This is a genomic window from Rhodopseudomonas palustris, assembly GCF_007005445.1.
In the GTDB taxonomy this organism is placed as follows: domain Bacteria; phylum Pseudomonadota; class Alphaproteobacteria; order Rhizobiales; family Xanthobacteraceae; genus Rhodopseudomonas; species Rhodopseudomonas palustris_G.
Genome location: NZ_CP041387.1, coordinates 974,449 through 993,439, shown reverse-complemented (window position 1 = coordinate 993,439; position 18,991 = coordinate 974,449). Strand labels below are relative to the sequence as shown.

General features: G+C 66.8%; 18 protein-coding genes and 1 pseudogene. 9 read left to right on the top strand and 10 right to left on the bottom strand.

What is annotated here, in order from left to right:
- Positions 1-5: 5 nt before the first annotated feature.
- Positions 6-968 carry a fatty acid desaturase family protein gene (locus tag FLL57_RS04550; RefSeq protein WP_142882255.1) on the top strand — a complete coding sequence of 321 codons (963 nt, stop codon included), beginning with the start codon at positions 6-8 and terminating at the stop codon, positions 966-968.
- Between the two features lie 451 nt (positions 969-1,419).
- Here FLL57_RS04550 and FLL57_RS04545 read toward each other — a convergent pair whose 3' ends face one another.
- Together FLL57_RS04545 and paaZ are read right to left on the bottom strand one after the other, a co-directional pair.
- Entirely contained in the window at positions 1,420-2,157 is a 738-nt protein-coding gene (locus FLL57_RS04545) for a hypothetical protein (protein WP_013503474.1), read from the bottom strand.
- A gap of 229 nt (positions 2,158-2,386) precedes the next feature.
- Complete coding sequence (paaZ, locus tag FLL57_RS04540; RefSeq protein ID WP_142882254.1) at positions 2,387-4,426, bottom strand: phenylacetic acid degradation bifunctional protein PaaZ; 2,040 nt, start codon at positions 4,424-4,426, stop codon at positions 2,387-2,389.
- A 152-nt stretch (positions 4,427-4,578) separates the two neighbouring features.
- Between paaZ and paaG the strand changes: the two genes are divergently transcribed.
- The 3 genes from paaG to paaK are packed head-to-tail and all read left to right on the top strand — an operon-like array spanning position 4,579 to position 7,165.
- Positions 4,579-5,364 (top strand): 2-(1,2-epoxy-1,2-dihydrophenyl)acetyl-CoA isomerase PaaG, encoded by a 786-nt coding sequence (gene paaG / locus FLL57_RS04535; protein ID WP_142882253.1) that lies wholly within the window; start codon positions 4,579-4,581, stop codon positions 5,362-5,364.
- Positions 5,365-5,417: 53 nt separating this feature from the next.
- Positions 5,418-5,819, top strand: a complete 402-nt coding sequence (gene paaI, locus FLL57_RS04530; protein ID WP_235677260.1) for a hydroxyphenylacetyl-CoA thioesterase PaaI — start codon at positions 5,418-5,420, stop codon at positions 5,817-5,819.
- Positions 5,820-5,833: 14 nt separating this feature from the next.
- Complete coding sequence (gene paaK / locus FLL57_RS04525) at positions 5,834-7,165, top strand: phenylacetate--CoA ligase PaaK (protein ID WP_142882251.1); 1,332 nt, start codon at positions 5,834-5,836, stop codon at positions 7,163-7,165.
- 6 nt (positions 7,166-7,171) lie between these two features.
- Here the strand turns inward: paaK and alkB are convergent, their stop codons facing one another.
- Positions 7,172-7,822, bottom strand: a complete 651-nt coding sequence (gene alkB, locus FLL57_RS04520; protein ID WP_185966182.1) for a DNA oxidative demethylase AlkB — start codon at positions 7,820-7,822, stop codon at positions 7,172-7,174.
- Positions 7,822-8,739: a LysR family transcriptional regulator gene (locus FLL57_RS04515; protein ID WP_142882249.1), complete on the bottom strand. Its 918-nt coding sequence runs from the start codon at positions 8,737-8,739 to the stop codon at positions 7,822-7,824. Before FLL57_RS04515 ends, alkB begins: the two co-directional genes overlap by 1 nt.
- A gap of 104 nt (positions 8,740-8,843) precedes the next feature.
- Here FLL57_RS04515 and FLL57_RS04510 point away from each other — a divergent pair, with 104 nt between their 5' ends.
- Positions 8,844-9,464: a pyridoxamine 5'-phosphate oxidase family protein gene (locus FLL57_RS04510; RefSeq protein WP_142882248.1), complete on the top strand. Its 621-nt coding sequence runs from the start codon at positions 8,844-8,846 to the stop codon at positions 9,462-9,464.
- 69 nt (positions 9,465-9,533) lie between these two features.
- Complete coding sequence (locus FLL57_RS04505; RefSeq protein ID WP_041807443.1) at positions 9,534-9,866, top strand: YkgJ family cysteine cluster protein; 333 nt, start codon at positions 9,534-9,536, stop codon at positions 9,864-9,866.
- 4 nt (positions 9,867-9,870) lie between these two features.
- Here the strand turns inward: FLL57_RS04505 and FLL57_RS04500 are convergent, their stop codons facing one another.
- Complete coding sequence (locus tag FLL57_RS04500) at positions 9,871-10,278, bottom strand: hypothetical protein (protein ID WP_142882247.1); 408 nt, start codon at positions 10,276-10,278, stop codon at positions 9,871-9,873.
- Positions 10,279-10,518: 240 nt separating this feature from the next.
- Here FLL57_RS04500 and FLL57_RS04495 point away from each other — a divergent pair, with 240 nt between their 5' ends.
- The gene (locus tag FLL57_RS04495; RefSeq protein ID WP_142882246.1) at positions 10,519-10,905 is read left to right on the top strand and encodes a hypothetical protein; all 387 of its coding nucleotides are present in this window, start codon (positions 10,519-10,521) and stop codon (positions 10,903-10,905) included.
- Between the two features lie 202 nt (positions 10,906-11,107).
- On the opposite strand, the gene FLL57_RS04490 is transcribed toward FLL57_RS04495, so the two are convergent.
- From FLL57_RS04490 to FLL57_RS04475, 4 genes are all read right to left on the bottom strand, one after another.
- Positions 11,108-13,333 carry a GGDEF domain-containing protein gene (locus FLL57_RS04490; RefSeq protein ID WP_142882245.1) on the bottom strand — a complete coding sequence of 742 codons (2,226 nt, stop codon included), beginning with the start codon at positions 13,331-13,333 and terminating at the stop codon, positions 11,108-11,110.
- 292 nt (positions 13,334-13,625) lie between these two features.
- Positions 13,626-14,030, bottom strand: a complete 405-nt coding sequence (locus FLL57_RS04485; RefSeq protein WP_013503485.1) for a DUF3307 domain-containing protein — start codon at positions 14,028-14,030, stop codon at positions 13,626-13,628.
- Between the two features lie 253 nt (positions 14,031-14,283).
- The gene (locus FLL57_RS04480; RefSeq protein WP_142882244.1) at positions 14,284-15,168 is read right to left on the bottom strand and encodes a DUF6537 domain-containing protein; all 885 of its coding nucleotides are present in this window, start codon (positions 15,166-15,168) and stop codon (positions 14,284-14,286) included.
- Positions 15,169-15,177: 9 nt separating this feature from the next.
- Positions 15,178-15,852: a Crp/Fnr family transcriptional regulator gene (locus tag FLL57_RS04475; RefSeq protein WP_013503487.1), complete on the bottom strand. Its 675-nt coding sequence runs from the start codon at positions 15,850-15,852 to the stop codon at positions 15,178-15,180.
- 303 nt (positions 15,853-16,155) lie between these two features.
- Between FLL57_RS04475 and FLL57_RS04470 the strand changes: the two genes are divergently transcribed.
- Both FLL57_RS04470 and FLL57_RS04465 read left to right on the top strand, forming a co-directional pair.
- Positions 16,156-16,938, top strand: a complete 783-nt coding sequence (locus FLL57_RS04470; protein ID WP_013503488.1) for an enoyl-CoA hydratase/isomerase family protein — start codon at positions 16,156-16,158, stop codon at positions 16,936-16,938.
- Between the two features lie 300 nt (positions 16,939-17,238).
- Positions 17,239-18,197 (top strand): annotated as a pseudogene (locus FLL57_RS04465) (IS110 family transposase).
- 60 nt (positions 18,198-18,257) lie between these two features.
- Here the strand turns inward: FLL57_RS04465 and FLL57_RS04460 are convergent.
- On the bottom strand, positions 18,258-18,956 hold the full coding sequence (locus FLL57_RS04460) for a nitroreductase (protein ID WP_013503490.1): 699 nt from the start codon (positions 18,954-18,956) through the stop codon (positions 18,258-18,260).
- Between the last annotated feature and the right edge of the window lie 35 nt (positions 18,957-18,991).

The window sequence follows — 18,991 nt, the reverse complement described above, 5'->3', positions numbered from 1 at the left end:
CGGCGATGCCGGCAGTGGCGCGGATCGATCCGAAGACCATCTTCACGCCCGACGAATGGGCGCGGCTGACGCATCGCAGCTCGGCGCGCGGCCTGTGGCTGGTGGCGCATGCCTGGGGCACGATCGCCCTCGCCGTCGCGCTGGTGACGATCTGGCCGAACCCGATGACCTGGCTGATCGCGGTGATGATCGTCGGCACCAGGCAACTCGGCCTCGCCATCCTGATGCACGAGGCGGCGCATGGCGGACTACACCGCAATCCAAAACTCAACGAGTGGATCGGGCAATGGCTGTGTGCCGTGCCGGTCGGCGCCGATCTGCAGGCATATCGGCGCTATCATCTGCAGCATCACAAATACACCCAGCAGCCCGAAGATCCCGATCTGGTGCTGTCGGCGCCGTTCCCGATCAGCAAGGACAGTTTTGTCCGCAAGGCGATCCGCGACCTCACCGGCCAGACCTTCGTCAAGCAGCGGCTGCCGGCGCTGAAGGCGTTGTTCGCGCCGGCGGACAGCGGCGCGCCGAAGCACGACAGCTTCGTCGCCAGCGGCAAGGCGCGCACCCAGCGCTTTCTCGCGGCCAACGCGGTCTTGCTACTGCTGTTCTGGCTGGCAGGTGCCGGCATCTGGTTCGTCGGCGTCTGGCTGGTGGCGATGGCGACCTGGCTGCCGCTGGTGACGCGGGTGCGCAACATCGCCGAACACGCCTGCACTTCCACCGGCGCCGATCCGTTCAGCCAGGCGCGCACCACGCTGGCCAATCCGCTGGAGCGCGCGCTGATCGCGCCGTACTGGGTCAACTACCACGCCGAGCATCACCTGTTCATGTACCTGCCCTGCTACAATCTGCCCGAAGCGCACCGCCTGCTGCGCGACAAAGGCCTGATCGGCCGCGTCACCGTGGCGCCGTCCTATCGCGACCTGCTGCTGCTGGCGACGACGCGGCCGCGCGCGGTGGCGGCGGAGTAGCTAGCGCGACGGTGCGGCTCACGGCATCGGCAGGCGCCGCAGATAAGCCTGCGTGTAGCACCCGCTCAACCGTCATCCTGAGGTGCGCGCCGCAGGCGCGCCTCGAAGGATGCGGACACACTCGCGGCCCATGCTTCGAGGCTCGCTGCGCTCGCTCCTCAGCATGACGCTGGGCGTGTCGATCGCGATGTCGAACAGCCATGCTATCGCGGTCTCGCGGCGCCGACGGCGTCCGAGTTGTACGCCCGTCGCTATCCCAGCGAGAGGCTGGGGCGCGCCGCGCGGCGGAAACTTGGTGGTTGGGCGCCGAAGCAACTAGGGGCTCCGGGTTCGCGAGCTAGAGCTCGCGCCCCGGAGCGACAACTAAGTCGTGACTGACGGCGTGGCGAAGCTGCTGGTTCGGACGGATGATCGCTTGGTCCGCGACGAGGCCGTGCCGGCGGCCGGCGCATCAGCACAGGCGGATGCCGATGGTGTAAGACGGCCGCTGTGCGGCTTCGCGCTGGCTTCGGATCAGGCGCAGATCGTCGTCGAGGTAGATGTTCTGCATCATCGGCTTGGCCTGGAACGACTTCGCCAGCCGCTTTGCTGATGCCGCGTCGAGGCCGCTGAGGTTGGGAGCGCCGAGGGTGGCGTTCGGAGTGTCGGCGCGATCAAGTTTTTGTGCCAGCACAGCATCGAACCAGGTTTCGGCGTCGTCGATGCTGAGGCCCTTGTCGCGGCGGCCGCGCGCCACCTCGATGCCGATATTCTCGATCAGCCAGCTTCCGTCCACGACCTCGAACCGTTGCACCAGCATCAAATTGCAGGCGAGGCCGAGCGGCGTCAGCCGGTGCAACAGCGCGTTCTGGTGCCCCGGCGCATGGTGCGCGACGTTGGCGTAGAAGCCGCGGTCACGAAAGATCTGGTAGGACTGCGAGGGAATCCGGCCGGGCAGCGCATGGTGAAACGGGATGGTCGACCACACCGGCGTCCACACCCCGATCACCGCCGCGACCTGATCCTCGGCGCGCGGATACGGATTGCGCCGTGTCAGCTCGTCGATGTAGGGCGCGAGCGTGCCGTCCAGCAGGGCCAGCTTCTCGCTCAGCCGCTTTTCGTCCTGCCCGTCCACCAGTTGCAGCAGCCGTGTCTTGAGGGCCTGCGTGCTCAGCATCGCGAGATCGGCGCCCCTCACCTTGTCCAGCATCGGCAGGGTTCTCCGGTGGTGATCGAACGTCGCGCCTCCCCTTCGGATTGAGCTATCTATCCGAGGCCTGCCACCGCGGCGGCCGAGAACACCAGAGCCGCCGTGCTACCAATCGTCGTTCGATCGTGGCGACTGGCGACAGCTCAACCACCGCCGCCGCCGCAAGGTTCCTGTCTGGAAACCGGTATAATAAGCGGGCCTGTGCCGGACGCGGTGGGGTGCCGCGATGCTACGCCGCCGGCCGCGCGCTCATCGTCAAGAGATCGTAGCGCGCCACCGGCTCGCCGTTCTGATTGACGACCTCGACGTCCCAGCGCACCTCGCCGTATTCCGGCCGCCGCGCCGGCGATTTCTGCTTCACCGTCAGCTTCACCTTGATCGTATCGTCGGGCGAGACGGGTTTCAGGAAGCGCAGATTGTCGAGGCCGTAATTGGCGAGCAGCGGGCCCGGCGCCGGATCGACGAACAGGCCGGCGGCGAACGCCAGGATCAGATAGCCGTGGGCGACGCGGCCGGGGAAGAACGGATTGGCCTTGGCGGCGGCTTCGTCCATGTGGGCGTAGAAGGTGTCGCCGGTGAAGTGCGCGAAGTGCTCGATGTCGTCCAGCGTGATCGGCCGGCTCGCAGTCTCGATGCTCTGGCCGATTTCGAGCTGGTTGAAGTTGAGCTTGAACGGATGCACCTCGGCAGCCGGCGCCGGCGCGCCGCGGCTCCAGGTGCCGGTGAGCGCCGCGAGCCGGCGCGGCGACGCCTGGATCGCGGTGCGCTGTAGGTAGTGATGCACGCTGCGCAAGCCGCCGAGCTCCTCGCCGCCACCGGCGCGGCCGGGGCCGCCGTGCAGCAGCGCCGGCAACGGCGTGCCGTGGCCGGTGGATTCCGCCGCATCGTTGCGGTCGACGATCAACAGCCGGCCGTGGAACGGCGCAAGACCAAGGATGATCCGCTCGGCGACCGCGTCGTCGTAAGTAAACAGCGACGCCACCAGACTGCCCTCGCCGCGCGCCACCAATTCGATCGCCTGATCGACATCGTCATAGGCCAGCACGGTGGCGACCGGTCCGAAGGCTTCGGTGGCATGGACGAGCCTGGCCTGCATCGGCTCGCGCGCGCGTAGCAGCACCGGCGCGAAGTAAGCGCCCGCCTGGGTATCGATGCCGTCACCGTCGCAGGCGTTCGGATCGCCGGACACGATCTCGGCCTCGCTCTGCAGCGTGGCGATCGCGGCGCGCACCGCCTCGCGCTGGCCGCGACTGACCAAGGGGCCCATGGCCTTGTCGTCGCTGCGCGGATCGCCGAGCCTGACCTCGGCGAGCTTGGCTTTCAGCGCCTCGATCACCGCAGCCTCCAGCGCGCGTGGCACCAGCACGCGGCGGATCGCGGTGCATTTCTGCCCGGCCTTGGCGGTCATCTCGCGCACGATCTCACGGACGAACAGATCGAACTCCGGCGCGTCCGGCGTCACGTCCGCCCCGAGGATCGCGGCGTTCAGCGAGTCGCGTTCGGCAATGAAGCGGATAGCGTGGCGGGCGACGTTCGGATGCGCCTGCAGCTTCTCGGAGGTTTCCAGCGAGCCGGTGAAAGCGATCACGTCCTGACCGCTCAGGTGATCGAACAGATCGCCGGTGCCGCCGCAGATCAGTTGCAGCGCGCCTTGCGGCAGCAGCTTGGACTCGTCGATCAGCTTCACCAGCGCCTCGGCCACGTAGGCGGTCGCGGTCGCCGGCTTGGCGATCACCGGCACCCCGGCCAGCAGTGCCGGCGCCAGCTTTTCCAGGAGGCCCCAACACGGGAAGTTGAAGGCGTTGATGTGCACCGCGACGCCGCGGCGCGGGGTGAGAATGTGCTGGCCGACGAAACTGCCGCGCTTCGACAAGGACTCGACCTCGCCCTCGGTGATGAACGGCGTGTCCGGCAATTCGCGGCGACCGCGCGAGGCGAACGCCGCCAGCGTGACCAGGCCGCCGTCGATATCGATGGCGTTGTCGCGGCGGTTGGCGCCGGTGTCGGCCGCGAGCGCGTAAAGCTGCTCCTTGCGCTCCGTCAGGTACACGCCGAGCGCTTTCAACATGTCGGCGCGCTGATGAAACGACAGCTTGCGCAAATTCGGCCCGCCGACATCGCGGGCATGATCGACCATCGCCTTGAAATCCAGCCCGGCGCTGGAGGCGCGCGCCACCGCGCGGCCGTCGATCGCGCTTGCGATCTCGACCAGGCCGCTCTCCGGCGTCACCCAGCGATCGCAGACGAGGCTTTGCAAGGTGACGGTCATGGAGTCCCTCCCGGTGGCGGCCCACGGTTCGCGGCGCGGTTTGACGTCCACGCCGGCCGTTGACACGATGATGGCTTGGGCTAATAATTGACTGACCGATCGTTCAATTCAAGAGGCTTTTGAAAAGCCCCGATACGGTGAGGGAGAGAAACGTGGACGAGGTCCTGATCGACGATCGGGGGGCGTGGCGCGTGATCACGCTGAACCGGCCGGACCGGCTGAATTCGTTCAACGCCGCGATGCACCGTGCGCTGGCCGCCGCGCTCGACGAAGCGGCCGATCCGGCCTGCCGCGCGGTGCTGCTGACCGGCGCCGGGCGCGGCTTCTGCGCCGGCCAGGATCTCGCCGACGTCGCGGTGACGGACGGCGCTGCGCCCGATCTCGGCGTCACCATCGAGGAGTTCTACAATCCGCTGGTGCGGCGCATCCGTGCGCTGGACAAGCCGGTGGTGTGCGCGGTCAACGGCACCGCGGCAGGTGCCGGCGCCAACGTTGCGCTGGCTTGCGACATCGTGCTGGCGGCGCGCTCGGCCAAGTTCATCCAGTCGTTCGCGAAAATTGGCCTGGTGCCGGATTCCGGCGGCACCTGGCTGCTGCCACGGCTGATCGGCGATGCCCGTGCCCGGGCGCTGGCGATGCTGGCCGAGCCGATCGGCGCCGAGACCGCCGCGGACTGGGGCTTGATCTGGCGCGCGGTCGACGACGATCAGCTCCGCGGCGAAGCCGAAAAGCTGACCGCGCATCTCGCCGCGCAACCGACGCAGGGCCTGGCGCTGATCAAGCAGGCGCTCGCGGCGGCAGCCACCAACACGCTCGACGCCCAGCTCGATCTCGAACGCGACCTACAGCAAAAGGCCGGCCGCACGCCGGACTACGCCGAAGGCGTCGACGCCTTCATCGCCAAGCGCGCGCCGAACTTCACCGGGAGGGCGTCGTGATCGTGCAGGACGGATTGTCCGCGGACGAACTGGCGCGGGCCTGCGCCGATGCGATGTGGGCCAACGACCATGCCAGCAAGGGGCTCGGCATGGAGATCGTCGAGATCGGCGCCGGCTTCGCCACGCTGGCGATGACGGTGACCACCGAGATGGTCAACGGCCACGGCATCGCCCATGGCGGCTTCATCTTCACGCTGGCGGACAGCGCCTTCGCCTATGCCTGCAACTCCTACAACGACACGACCGTCGCGGCGCAGGGCACGATCAGCTTCATCCGCCCCGGCAAGCTCGGCGCCCGGCTGGTGGCGAGCGCGCGCGAAGTGTCGCGCTCCGGCCGCAGCGGCATCTACGACGTCCGCGTCACCTCTGGATCGGTGGTGATCGCCGAATTCCGCGGACATTCGCGCGCGATCGGCGGCGCGCTGGTGCCGCAACAGCAACAAGACCAACGTTGAGGGAGGAGACGGCAATGGCCGCGACGGTGCACCAGATCAAGCCCGGTACCTACAATCCCGAACTCGACGACGCCGAGCGCGCCTCCCGGGACGAGATCACGGCGCTGCAGACCAAGCGGCTGGCGTGGTCGCTGAAGCATGCCTACGACAACGTCGCGCACTATAGGTCCGCGTTCGACGCCAAGGGCGTACATCCGTCGGACTTCCGCCAGCTCTCTGATCTGTCGAAGTTTCCGTTCACGGTGAAGACGGACCTCCGCGACAACTACCCGTTCAAGATGTTCGCGGTGCCGCGCGAAAACCTGGTGCGAGTCCACGCTTCGTCCGGCACCACCGGCAAGCCGATCGTGGTCGGCTACACCGCGAACGATATCGACACATGGGCCACCGTGATGGCGCGGTCGCTGCGCGCTGCCGGCGCGCGGCGCGGCATGATCATCCACAATTCCTACGGTTACGGCCTGTTCACCGGCGGGCTCGGCGCGCATTACGGCGGCGAGAAGCTCGGCTGCACCGTGGTGCCGGTCTCCGGCGGCATGACCGAGCGGCAGGTGCAGCTGATCAACGACTTCGGGCCCGATATCATCACCGTGACGCCGAGCTACATGCTGGCGATCCTCGACGAATTCAAACGCCAGGGCCTCGACCCGCGGGCGTCCTCGCTGAAATACGGCGTGTTCGGCGCCGAGCCGTGGACCAACGCGATGCGCGCCGAGATCGAGCAGGCTTTCGACATGGACGCCACCGATATCTACGGTCTGTCGGAAGTGATCGGACCCGGCGTCGCGCAGGAATGCGTCGAGACCAAAGACGGGCTGCACATCTGGGAGGATCACTTCTATCCCGAAGTGATCGATCCGGAGACCGGCGAGGTGCTGCCCGATGGCCAGAAGGGCGAACTGGTGTTCACCTCGCTGACCAAGGAAGCCTTCCCCGTCGTCCGCTATCGCACCCGCGACCTGACGCGCCTCTTGCCCGGCACCGCGCGCCCCGGCATGCGGCGGATGGAGAAGATCACCGGCCGCTCCGACGACATGATCATCCTGCGCGGCGTCAACGTGTTTCCCACCCAGATCGAGGAGGTGCTGCTCGGCACAGACTGGTGCGGCGGCCATTTCATCATCGAGCTGACCCGCGAGGGGCGGATGGACGAGATGACGGTACTGGCCGAGGCCCGCGCCGAGAGCTGGGACGGCGCCGGCCTCGTCCCGCACGCCGAACGCGTGGCCGCCTACATCAAGAACACCATCGGGATCTCGACGACGATTAAAGTCGTGCCGCCCGACACACTGGAACGTTCGCTCGGCAAGGCCCGGCGGGTGTTCGACAAACGGCCGAAGAATTAGAGCGCACTACAGCGCCTTGCGGAAGGTCAGATTGATCCGCTGCCGGCCGAGCAGCGGATGCTCGCCGTCCTTGAGCGTCAGCACGCCATGATACACCAGCCGCGACGGTCCGCCCCAGACGAACACATCGCCATGGCGGAGCTCGTAGCGCCGCGGCTTGTCGCTGCGGGCCATGCCGCCGAACTGAAACGTCGCCGGCAGACCGAGCGACACCGACACGATCGGCGCCGAGAAATCGACTTCGTCCTTGTCCTGATGCAGCGCCATCTTGGCGCCGGGGACATAGCGGTTGATCAGGCAGGCATCGGGATCGAAGCCGGCAAAGCCGGCCTCGGCGGCGGCGCGCTGCGCCAGATCGCGCAGCACCGCGGGCATCTGCGGCCACGGCGCCGCGCTGTCCGGATCGTTCGGTGAATAGCGATAGCCGCGGCGGTCGGTGACCCAGCCTGCGCTGCCACAGCTCGTCATTGCCACGCTCATCGTATGGCCGCCCGGCGTCATCATGTGGCGGAACGGCGCGCGCGCCACCACCGCATCGATCGCGGCGAGCACATCATGCTCGTTGTCGCAGGCAAAGCCGCGCAGCAATGCCGCACCGGGCGCGATGTCCTCGCGGCGCGGCAACGGCGGATCGAGACTGTCGAACAGATCCGCCATCACGCGCTGCTCCCCTTCACATTGCCGCCGAACTGCCAGTCCGCCGTCTCCACCGCAAGATCGATGAAGGCGCGCACCTTGGCGGAGAGCAGCCGTGCGGTCGGATACACCATCGCGATCGGCAGCGGCGGCACCTCGTAGTCGGCGAGCACGATCTGCAGCCTCCCCGCCGCGATCGCCTCGGCGGCCTGATAGGCCAGTACGCGCGCGAGGCCGCCGCCGCGCTCGGCATGCAGAATCGCGACATCGGCGACGTTGCTGACGAGGCGCGGCGCGCACGGCACCCGGACGTCACGGCCCTCGACGATGAAGCGCCAATCCACCGGCGCGCCGCTCTGGCCGAAATGCACGACGTCGTGGGCCGCGATCTCGGCCGGGGTCGCTGGCACGCCGCGCGCCGCCAGATAGTCCGGCGACGCCACCACGATCCGCCGCATCGCGCCGAGTTGCCGCGCCACCAGACTGGAATCCGACAGATGCCCGATCCGGACCGCGCAATCGACGCCGTCCTCGACCAGATTGATCATCAGGTCCGACAGCCGCAACTCGCCGGTCACCTCCGGATAGCGCCACAGATAATCCGACAGCAGCGGCGCCACATAGCGCCGGCCGAAGCCGACCGGCGCCGACACCACCAGCCGGCCGGACGGCGTGACCCGCGCGGCCGCAGCCGACGCGTCGGCCTCTTCGAGATCGGCGAGAATCCGCCGCACCCGCTCCAGATAGCGCGCGCCGGTGTCGGTGAGAGCCACCGAGCGCGTGGTTCGCTGCAGCAGCCGGGTGCCGAGCCGTTGTTCCAGCGTCGCGACCAGCCGGGTCACCGTGGAAGGTGACAGCCGAAGTTTCCGCGCAGCCGGCGCGAAGCCTTGAAGGTCGGCGACGGCCACAAACGCCATCATCGTGTCCAGGCGGTCCATGCCACCATTTCAGAACTTGCAACAATGAAGTGTCAAATCAACTGATTGTTCTATCAATAAGAAAAGACGACCTGTCCGAGAGACATTCGAGCAGGAGAAATCCCATGACCGACACACTGCACTTCTCCAGCGACATCGCCTTCACCCCGTCCGTCAAGGCGATCCAGACCCGCAAGGGATCACGCGACGCCTATGCCCGCGTCGAGCGCAATGGCGGCTGGGCGACCACGATCGACGACAACCTCGCCGCCTTCCTCCGCGCCCAGACCACCGTGCTGCTCGCCACCGCCAGCGCCGATGGGCAGCCCTATATCCAGCATCGCGGCGGCCCGGCGGGCTTCCTCCATGTGCTCGACGCCCACACCCTCGGGTTCGCCGACTTCAAGGGCAATCAGCAGTTCATCACCCAGGGCAATCTGGCCGAGAATCCGAAGGCCTATCTGTTCGTGATCGACTATGCGCACCGCCGCCGCATCAAGATCTGGGGCCGCGCCCACGTGATCGAAGACGATCCGGAGCTGATCGCCCGGCTGATGCCGAAGGGCTACAAGGCGCGGCCCGAACAGGCGATTCTGTTCGAAGTGGCGGCGTGGAACAGCAACTGCCCGCAGCACATCCCGCAGAAATTCGATGCCGCCGACGTCGCCGCGGCGATCACGACGCGCCACATCCGGATCGCCGAACTGGAGGCACTGCTCGCCGCGGCCACGAAGGCGCGGGAATAACCGGAGAATTCGCGCGTCGACGCGCGTCGGCCGGTTTCGCCGGCGGCCGCTTCAGGATACAGAGAGCCGATGATCGCTCTCGCCCCGATCGACGCCGCCAACCCGTGCCAGAGCTGCGGCGCGTGCTGCGGCTATTCGGAGAACTGGCCGCGCTTCACGATCGAGGACGACGCCGCGCTGGATGCGATTCCGGCGGCGTTAGTCAATGCGCGGCTGTCGGGAATGCGCTGCGACAACGACCGCTGCGGAGCGCTCGCTGGGACGATCGGCCAGACGACGGCCTGCACGATCTATGCGCTACGCCCCGAAGTATGCCGCGACTGCCAGCCCGGCGATCCGGAATGCCTGATGGCGCGGCGCAAGTTCCGCCTAGCGCCACTTCCGGGTTCGCAAACGACCTGACCGATCAGTTGGTGGTGTCGGGCGCCGGCTCGTCGTCGAGTTCTAACTCGGTCTCCTGATCGAGCGGCGCGAAGCTGGCCAGCGGCGCGGTCGACAGCGTGATCGCCTTGCGCTGGGAATAGCTGCTGACGCTCGGCGCCCGCCGCTCGTGGGCCAGCGCGTACAGCACGGAACCGGCGCGGCCTCCGGCCACGACCAGATCGCGCTCGTCGCAGCTCGCCGCTACGGCGAGCGCCAGTGGTTGCAAATGCGCGCGGCGATAACAGAACAGCGCCAGCATCGCCCGAACATCGCCCGACACGCTGTCGACGAGCTGCGACAATCCGTTCTCGTTGGCGCGATACATCTGACCCAGCAGTTCCTCGCGGACCGGGCAAGCGTCGTTCTCGAAAGCTTCACGGCTGGACCACATCGGCGTTCTCCCGAACAGGTTGCGGATCACTAGGATGCGTCCGAGTTTGTTAATGAGCTCTTAACTACACAACCTGATACCACTACTGGCCATTGCGTGCGGCGCATGGAACTCTTCGGCGATCACGAATTGCGACGGCGATCGTTTTCGTCGTGACGCCGACGCACAATCGGTCAAGTATGCGTCACTGCTCAGCAGAACGCTGTTCAGTGAGTTCATCTTGCAAGATGGAGAGTACGCATGACTGATCCGGTCACGTTGTTCCCCAATCTGTTGCAGCCCGCAGCCAAGACTTACGCACCGGTGGGGATCAAGTTCTGGGAGAGCGAGGCGACCGTCCTCGACAACATGAAGGAATTCGCAGACGGCTGGTTCGAGCGCCGGCGAATTGGAACTCGCGCCGCGCTGGAGACGGCCCGGCGGATGGGCGAAGCAGCGACACCGCTCGATGCGTTCCGCGAATACCAGGATTGGCTCGGCGGCGCGATGGCGCGGGTGCTGGAAGACGGCATGGCCTGGCAGCAGCAATTCATGAAAACCAATGCCCGGCTGGCGCCCCATCTGAACCGCCAGGAGCAGCCACCAGAAAGTCCGGCGACCGAGCAGGACACGCGGCTGAGCGCCTGACGCCGGCCGCTTCCGCCACCGAGAGGCGCCCCTCGCACGAGCCGTCGCGCGACTTCAGATCGACACGGCGATGCCGACGGCAAGCGCGCGCGCTGTCGGCATGCGGCCGTTGTCGACGTAGCTCGTCGGCGCACACCGGCTTCTGACAGCAGGCTTCTATCGGGCACGTGGCAAGGCTGCTGTATGTCGTGGCATGTCGCCGCTATGTCGTCGGCGACAGCTCCGCGGCTTCGATCGTCGGCAGACTGATCTCGACCCGGTTCCGGCCATTCAGTTTGGCGCGATACAGCGCGTTGTCGGCACGGGCCAGGAGGGTTTCGGCGTTGTCACCCGGCATGAACTGAGCGACTCCGAAGCTCGCCGTAATGCTGCCGACCTGCTCGAAGATGGTGTGCGCGACCAGCAGCCGCAGCTTCTTGGCAGTTTCGGCCGCCGCCGCCGCATCGGTGTCGGCGAGCAGCACCGCGAATTCCTCACCACCCCAGCGCGCCAGCAGATCGGCGCGGCGGACACTCGCCGCCACCGTCTGCGACAACCGGATCAGCACCTGATCGCCCATCGGGTGACCATAGACGTCGTTGACTTCCTTGAAGTAATCGATGTCGAAGATAATCAGCGAGAACGGCCGGCCGGTTCGCTGCGAGCGCGCCAGTTCCTCGTCCAGCCGCATGTTGAACTTCGAGCGGTTGTGCAGCCCGGTCAGAGCATCGGTCGTGGCCTGGCGCGCCAGATCTCTGGTTCGGTCCTGCAGTTCCTCCCGAAGCTGACGCTGCACGCGGTCCCGCGCCCCGCGATCCAGGCCGAAGAAATAGAACAGCGCGGCGATCACCACCTGCAAGGTGATGACGATACCGAGCAGCCTGCTCGCGAAGATGTCCTTTACCGGAAGCGCCAGCACCAGCGATACGCCGGAGCTGCCGATCGGCTGGCGGACCACGTAACTGCGCCGGCCGCCAAACTCCGCCCAGCCTTGGCCGAAAACCTCGCGTTTCAACATCTGCGGCCGCGCCGGCGCGCCGAGCTGTTCGGCGAGTTGCAGCCGCGGCATATCCGGCCTGGGCCACAAAGTCCTCAGCCATTCGTCCGGTCGGTTGGTGATGATCACCAGCCCGCGGGGATCGACGACGAAGAACGCCCGATTGAACCGGCTCATCACTGCGGCCAGGCTTTCAAGCGAAATCTCCAGCGCCGCAACGCCCTGAATAGTGCCATCGGCGCCGCGGACGGGCGCGGCCGTCAGATACGTCCTGAGCCGCTGCGGCGGATCGACGCGAAACTCGCGAACCGGCCGGCCGGCGATCGCCTTCTCGAACCAATCGACCGCCTGCAGGTTCGGCTGCCCCAGCCAGTTCCGATCGGACGGATCAGACGATCCGACGATCTGCCCGCCACGATCGACCACGAGGCTGCGGATCGCCTCGACGGCGCCAGCCTCGAGCTGCAGCACCGATCGGGCGGTGCCGAGGCTGGCGGCGTCGCTGCCGCCGAGCAGCGGCAGGATCGTCGGCGACGTGGCGAGTTCCCTCACCACCGCATCGGCCATCGCGATCTCGCGTTCGAAGCCGCTCACCAGCAGCGCCGCGTCGCCGTTACCTTCGGCCTCGGCGCCTTCGCGGTAGATCTCGCCGAGCCGGTTGGTCAGCGCCCAGCCCAGCAGCAGAATCACCAGCAGTATCGTCACCACCCCGAGAAACTGCCGCTTCAGGTGGACGGAATAGTCCGGATAGGCAAACCGCTCCATCACCCGGCGGCCCCACGCCGCCCAGGTCAGCACCGCCAAGATCGCCGCGATCAGTCCGCGCACGAGCTGGATCGGAACTCCGGTGAGCTGCTGGAACGCGTCCTGGTTGACGACGTCGGCGGGCCAGAACGGCGCCGGCTCGACGATCACGCCCGCCGCCACTGCGTAGCAGCCGAATCCGGCCGCCACCGCGATGATCAGCGGCCGTATCGCTTCCGCGTAGTCGGTCCGGCGGGCAAACAGGGTGAATCCGACCAGCACCGCACCGGGAGCAGCCAGTAGATAGCGCGCCATCGCGTCGGCCGAGGGCACTCCGTCGACCGCACCGATCACGCCGATCACCAGCACGATCGCGCCGAAGATCCACGGCCCGGGCATCGGAATGCCGCGCGACAATCCGCCCTGTCGGCCCGCCTCCGCCAGCAACACGAACGACAGTGTCGACACCGCCGCGCGCGCAACGGCGAATTCCGCCGTGTCCCCGACGATCAGCGCAATCATGTCGAGCCATTCGCTCGCCCCGTGGACGCAGCCGAACAGCCCTGTCAGACGGGTCAGACGAACGAGCGCCCGGTGCTCCTGCTCGCGGCGGCTAGCGATCGCGAGACACAATACGCCGAGCAGGATGAACGCCAGCCCGTAGAAAAAGTAGATGAAATCGAGCTGAGATTCGAGATGACGCAGCATGATACTCGGACTCGGTGTTTCCTCCGCCACGGTTTCCGCGCGGTCAGCAGCGTGCTGCTGATCGCCACAATGCTAATCGATCGCAAGTCATGCAGCGGTTAATGCCGCGCCACGTAGAACTACGTGGCTCGGGCTCCGAGCGGCGCCGAAGTGCCGACGTCGTCACTATTTCGTGCCCGGCGCTGCGAAAAACAGAACTAATTATACCACAGGTTCCAGCAGCGACCGAGACGCCGCGCCGCCTGCTTCGACGCGAAACCACGCGCCCCGGTGGCCCGTCGGCTGCAGCGCCCTATGCGTTGGTGGCCAGGATGATCGCCAGACCGAAGCCGGTCAGATGGTGCAACGCCTGATCGGTACCGATCAGCCACCAGAACCAGCGGTCCTGATTGGTGACGTCGTAAGTGGCGACGATGAAACCCTTGGCGCGATCGATCGCCAGATGGATCGCGAAGTCGATCGGGCCGATGTACCAGAACCGCGGTGCCAGGATCAGCATCAACAGCGTCGTCATCACCAGATGCACGCTGCAATGCGCGAGCAGCGGCAGCGCCCAGCCGGTCTTGGCATCCTTGCCCACCGCCATCCACTTGTTCTGGAAGATGAAGTCCGCGAACACGTGTTTGACGGTGAGCAGCAGCATCCAATAGATCAGCGCTCCGACTGCAATCGACGACGACAAATCGGGAAGGATCAAGCTCGCACCTTCGCTTGGGCTCGCCGCAGGCCGACGGCGGCGACAGCCGGTTTACGGCCGTTCGATCGTCCGCCGTCCCGCAAGGAGGCTTCGCATCGCAGCCGGCCGGGATCGGCCAGCGCCGTTTTATGACACTTCTGATTGAGGAATGCACGTGGCTGCCGCCGGACGTTGCCGGGCCTGTGCAATTCCCGCCGCCCGGCAGCGGGCGCAGGCAGTCGCCGGCTCGCACGATCGAAACGACGGTCGATCATCACGACGCGGCGGCTCGCATCGGGACGGTACAGCACCGCGCCCGGATCGATTCGATCGCGCCTTTCAGGCTGGTCTGCTTGCGCTCGGGCAGCGCCGCAGCACGTGCCTCCGAGATCGCCTGCGACAGATCTGGCAGCGGCAAGGTGCCGTTCACCGCCGGCTTGATCAGGGCGTCGACGAGCAGTGTCCAGTCCGCCATGCCGAAGCGATAGCCATCGCCATAACCGCGCACCATGGTGGCGGTTTCCACCACCGCCCCGACCGCTTCCGGACGGATCGCGAGGCTGCGGTCGATCATGTGCAGCCAGCGCTCGACCCACTTCCGTTCGCTGGCGTAGCGAATCGAAAGCAAACGCCAGCGCCGCAACCAGGCGATGATCCGCAGCTTGCGGATGCCGAGCCATCCACTGCCGTTGAAGCGCATCTTCACCGGCATGTGCAGCCAGCCGAGATAGTTCAGCATTTTTAGCGTCGGATCGGCCACCACCACGGGCAACGCCGCCACCACTTCGTCGATCCGGAATCGGCATCTGCGCTCGATGCGCTGCGCCGTCCGTCCGGCCGGCGCGCTCGCCGCTTCCTGCAGCGTGAGCTGCGCGATCCGGATCGGATCTTCGTACGACATCCGCACCGCCAGCAGCTCGGCGATCCGCAGCAGCAGCGCGTCATCGATCTCGCGGCGCCCGACGAATCGGCTGATCCGATCGAGATACAGCCGCGCGTAGCGGCGGCCCTGGTAGATCACCAGCCGCTCCGCCGCCTCCTCAAGGGTCCGCGCCACCTGCGGCGAAGCGGCGGCTGGCGCATTCAGCACCACCACGCGATCGTTCTCGCCGAGCACTTCGGCGAGCGTCGAGCGCAGTGCGTCGATGTAGCCGGCCATGTGGCTGCCTTATGCCGTGCCGCCGACAGCGTCGGGCCGCGGCGGCTGCGCGGTGGCGGCGAGCCGGGCCTGCAGCGACTCGATGTTCTCGAACAACCGGGCGCTGGCGAGCCGCAGGAAATAGAAGCCGAATTCCGGATTCTGTACGTACAGCTCCTCGACCTGGCGATAGCTGACGCCGAGCACCGTGCCGGCCTCGACGCATTCCAGCGTCTGCGTCCTAGTGTGGGTCGGCGACAGCATGCCGAGCTCGCCGACGATCGCACCGACCGGCAGCTCGATCCCGGATTCGACCAGGCGAAACCGGCCGCTGACGATGTAGAACATCTCCTCGGCCTTTTCGTCCTTGTAGAACAGCTCCTCGCCGGCCGCGCATTTGCGCTCGGTCATGAACGGCTTGAGCCAATCCATCGACAGGTCGCTGTTCACCGATTTCTTCACGTCCCGCACGAGCTGGAGCATCTGGTGCAGCCGCCAAGCGTTGAGCGGCAGCAGCACGGCATGCAGCGCCAGCGTCGGATAGTTGTGTGTCGGAATCGACACCGCGATGAGCAGCAGGTTGGTCAGGATTCCGAACACCCGCAGTGGAATCATCGTCCGCATCGTGGCGGTGGCGAGCACGAAGATCGTCGCGAACACGCTGCTCGCCATGCCGGCATTCTGGGCGATGAGAGACATATCCATGTAGGACCACCGTTGTCTTGCAATCGAAGGCGCCGAAGCCGGCGGAAGCGATCTGGGAGAGCGTCGCAGGCCGTCCGGCCGCAACTCTCCCCTACACGCTGGTGCGGACGGAATTATAAACCAGCCGGCGCAGATTGCGCGAGCGGCGCCCGAATCCCGCCCGCCGCCCGGCTGGTTGACGGACGACCGGCCGGCGGGCAGTTTGCCCGGCCTATTTTCCAATCCCCGCGGCTCCGTCCGCGATTCTTGCAGGGCCAGGCGCCGTTCCGGCAGCCGCCCACTTCCCATCAGGAGACCAGACCGATGTCCGACAGCGACACTGCCAGCGCGCCGGTGCTGACCATCGACGGCCCGCGCGCCACCATCCGGCTGAACCGTCCCAAGCACCTCAACCGGCTGCAGCCGGACGATCTCGCCGTCCTGCTCGATCAGTTCGCACGAATCGACGCCGACGCCGCGATCCGGGTGCTGGTGCTGACCGGGACCGGGCGGGCGTTCTCGGCTGGGTTCGATCTCGGTGAGGTGGCGGAGCGCGCCACCGCCGAGCTCGAGGCCGAATCCCCGGGCTCGGCGTTCGAAGTCGTGGTCAACCGGCTCGAGGATCTGCGGGTGCCGACGATCTGCCGGCTCAACGGCGGGGTCTATGGCGGCTCGACCGATCTGGCACTGGCCTGCGATTTCCGCATCGGCGTCGACACCGCCGAGATGTTCATGCCGGCGGCGCGGCTCGGGCTGCATTACTATCCGGGCGGCATCAAGCGCTACGTCTCCCGGCTCGGCATCGACAACGCCAAGCGCCTGTTCCTGACCGCGCAGCGGATCGATGCCGCCGAGATGCTGCGGATCGGATATCTGACGCAAATGGTGGCGATGGACCGGCTCGACCGCGAGGTCGACGCGCTGGCGACCACGCTCGCCGGCAACGCGCCGAACGCTGTCGCCGGCATGAAGCGCGCCATCAACGAATTCGCCCGCGCCGCCTTCGACGAACAGGCCGCCGACGCCCGCGCCCGCGCCTCGATGCGCAGCGACGAAATCAAGGAGGGCATCGCGGCGTTCGCGGAAAAACGCGCGCCGCGGTTTTGAGGGCTCGACCGAAGCCCTCTTCAACGAGCAATTCCGGGGCGCGAAGCCGCAATGCCTATCCGCCAGTCATTCCGGGGCGCCGCGAAGCGGCGAACCCGAAATCTCAGGCGCAGTGCATAAATCAGATTCCTGTATCTGCGAGGTGCTGGTGCATAGTCAGCGCGACGGAGGCCGCTCGGTAGATTCCCGGCCGATCATCTCGCCGTAACCCGGTGCGGGCGCCTCTGTCGGTGTTGCTTGATCGAACAGTCGCACGGGCGTTGCCGTTGCGGTGATCGCCCGCATACAGGACCGATCCCCATGACGATTGCACTGCCGCTTACGGTTGCGGCCGGCGTCGATGCCGGCCAACGTTTCCTCGATGTCGCGCTGGCTCCGTCGGGCCAGACCTTCCGGATGCCTAATCTGGCCGAGGGCATCGCCGAGATCATCGCCCGCCTCGAACGCTCCGGCGTCAGGCGGGTGGTGCTGGAGGCGATCGGTCCCTATGCCGAACCGCTGATCAAAGCGCTTTCGGTCGCCGGCTTCGAAGTCGGCATCGTCAATCCGCGCCGGATCAAGGCGTTTCGCGAGGCCGAAGGCGGCCGCGCCAAGACCGACAGGCTGGACGCGCGGCTGATTGCGCGCTTCGCTCTCACTATGCCCGAGACCCTGCGCCCCCTGCCCACCGACACCCAACTCGAGCTGAAGGCGTTGTCGCTGCGACGCCGCCAGCTCACCGAGATGATCGCGATGGAGAAGACCCGGATGAAGCAGGTCTGCGGCACACTCCTGCTCGATAGTCATCGGGCCGCGATCGCCGCGTTGTCGGCGCAGTGCCAAGCCATCGAGGCCGAACTCGCCAGGCGCATCGGCGACGACGCCGAACTCCGCCGAGTCCTTCACATCCTCAAATCAATCCCCGGCATCGGCGAACGGGTGGCTACGCTCCTGATCACCGACCTCCCCGAACTCGGCCAGCGCGATCGCAAGGCCATCGCCAGCCTCGCAGGGCTCGCGCCCACGTCAGCCAATCCGGCGCAGCGCCGCCTCGCGCCGCCATCGCCGGCGGACGTCCCTGCGTTCGCGCCGCGCTCTACATGGCCGCCCTGGTCGCCGCCCGCCACCACCCCAAGCTCCGCGACGACTACAACGCCCTTCGCCTGCAAGGAAAACCCGGAAAGGTCGCGCTCATCGCAATCGCACGAAAACTGCTCGTCACAGCCAACGCACTCGTCAAAGCCGACACGCCATATCAAAGTAAGACCCTTGACACATAAGACAGTCGCCGGGTTCGCTCGCTAAACGCGAGCGCCCCGGAATGACTCGTTGAGAGGCCGTTACTTGTCTACGAACGTCGCGACCTCACCCAACGCGGCGCGGTTGGTGCGATACGAGTTCGCCTTGTGGTCCGGGTCGGCATAGCCGAACGAGATGCCGCAGACGACGCGGCGGTCGTCGCCAAGGCCGAAATGCTGGCGCACCACGCCGGCGTGAAACGCCAGCGCCGCCTGCGGCACGGTGGCGATGCCGAGCGCCTGTGCGGCGAGCAGGAACGAGGTGACGTAGCCGCCGCAATCGACCGCGCCGTAGACGCCGAGCGCCTCGTCGGTGGTGATGATCGCAGCATGCGGCGCGCCGAACAGGTTGAAATTCTGCAGTGCCTGCTGGGCGGCGGCGGCCTTGTCGCCGCGGGCGATGCCGACCGCGTTGTAGAGCTGGAACCCGCTCTCGCGGCGGCGATCGAGATAGACGCCGCGATACTCGCGCGGAAACTCGAAATCGCCCGACATCGGCGCACCGCTGGCGGCCGCAGAATAGATCACGTCGCGAAACCTCGTCGTCGCCTCGCCCGAGGTGATCACCACCTGCCACGGCTGGCTGTTGCACCACGACGCCGTCTTCTGCGCCGCACCGAGGATACGCTCGATGACCTCGCGGGGCACCGGATCGGGCTTGAACGCCCGGCACGAGAACCGGGCGGCCATCAGGTCTTCGAGGACGTCGATCGGGGCGGTGGTCGCGGCAGCGTCGGTCATGATGGCCTCATTGCTCGATGGTCGTCATTCCGGGG